The 1,500-nt window shown below is 42.3% G+C and carries 1 protein-coding gene and 1 pseudogene; one reads left to right on the top strand and one right to left on the bottom strand.

What is annotated here, in order from left to right:
* A pseudogene (locus AB4371_RS22165) lies at positions 1 to 342 on the top strand (biotin--[acetyl-CoA-carboxylase] synthetase); the annotation flags it as partial.
* A gap of 7 nt (positions 343 to 349) precedes the next feature.
* Here AB4371_RS22165 and coaA read toward each other — a convergent pair.
* On the bottom strand, positions 350 to 1,273 hold the full coding sequence (coaA, locus tag AB4371_RS22160) for a type I pantothenate kinase (RefSeq protein ID WP_017062776.1): 924 nt from the start codon (positions 1,271 to 1,273) through the stop codon (positions 350 to 352).
* Between the last annotated feature and the right edge of the window lie 227 nt (positions 1,274 to 1,500).

Genomic DNA, 1,500 nt, shown 5'->3' with positions numbered 1-1,500 from the left:
CTATCCATGGATCCAACAACATCAGGTATTGGCCAGCCATGGACTTCCCTTAAAGAAGTGTGTGATGGGAAGGTGCCAGACCGTAACCAGTTAGCGCAGGCTCTGATCAATGCTTGGGATAAGTCACTTGTCGACTATGAGTTGAAAGGAATGTCCAATTTTGTAGAGCGTTGGAACCGCTTGGATAATTTCTTAGGTCGCAATGTTAGGCTGATCATTGGACCTAGAGAAATTGAAGGTGTTGTTCAAGGCATCGATGAACAAGGCGCTGTATTGCTCAAAACTGAGAATGGTGTTGAGAGCTATATCGGTGGCGAGATATCGCTAAGAAAAGGCGACTAAAGCGTTACTATTTTCTTAGTAACACTTCTTCAACCATATGATCTGCGCCTTTGCGTAGAATCAGGTGAGCCCTTTCTCGTGTCGGAAGGATATTTTGTTCTAGGTTCAAGCCATTAATTGAACTCCAGATACCTTCTGCTTTATCCAATGCGGCTTGGTTCGATAATTTAGTGTAATGACTAAAGTAAGAGCCAGGCTTAGTAAACGCACCATCGCGGAATTTCATAAAACGATTGACGTACCACTCTTTGATTTGTTGGCTATCAGCGTCAACATAGAGTGAGAAATCAAGGAAGTCTGAAATAAACACGCGATGTGGTTCGTGTGGATAATTCATTCCGGTTTGTAAGACATTAAGTCCTTCAATAATAAGCACATCTGGTAGGTCGACGCACTTAACGTCATCAGTAATGTTGTACGTAAGATGCGAGTAAACAGGGGCTGTGACATTTCTCTTGCATGCCTTTACATCCGAAACAAAGTTCACTAAACGCTTGATATCGTAAGACTCCGGAAAGCCCTTTTTGCTCATCAACCCTTTCTCTTTTAACACCTCATTCGGATATAAAAAGCCATCGGTTGTCACTAGTTCAACTTTTGGGTGGTTTTCCCAGCGAGAGAGTAGGGCTTTAAGCAGACGCGCAGTGGTACTTTTGCCAACGGCTACGCTACCCGCAATACCGATGATAAAAGGTGGCGCTTTCTCTTTCTTATCTAGAAATTGGTGGAGTACCGAGTTTCTATTCTGTCTGGCTGCCACATAGAGGTTCAATAGACGAGATAACGGTAGATAGATCTCTACTGCCTCTTCCATTGTGAGCTTTTCATTGATGCCTTGAAGCTCTTTTAAGTCGCTCTCAGAAAGTGTCATCGGAACCAAATTCCTTAGCTCAGACCAACGTTCGCGGTCAAATGACATAAATGGGCTCATACAAAACTCTATAGTGGATAACAAAACAAGTGCATGGAAAATACATCAAGCGATAGATAAATAAAATATCTTCCTGTACTAGATGCGGGTTAAAGACGTAAACCTTGAGCTAAATAGCCGTATGTAGGAGTTTGGTCAGAGAATTTTGCACTTTTTTTCAATTTACTATTGCAAGGTGGAAAATCATTCAATAAAATGCGCCCCACTTGTGCCGACTTAGCTCAGTA

Origin of the sequence: Vibrio sp. 10N.261.51.A3 (assembly GCF_041471965.1) — a bacterium.
Lineage (GTDB): Bacteria > Pseudomonadota > Gammaproteobacteria > Enterobacterales > Vibrionaceae > Vibrio > Vibrio crassostreae_C.
The sequence above is the reverse complement of the archived record's forward strand: the minus strand, read 5'-3'. Positions and strand labels throughout refer to the sequence as shown.

Excerpts from the sequence above, each read along its gene's own strand:
- coaA (WP_017062776.1), bottom strand. The coding sequence starts at position 1,273 with ATGAGCCCATTTATGTCATTTGACCGCGAACGTTGGTCTGAGCTAAGG.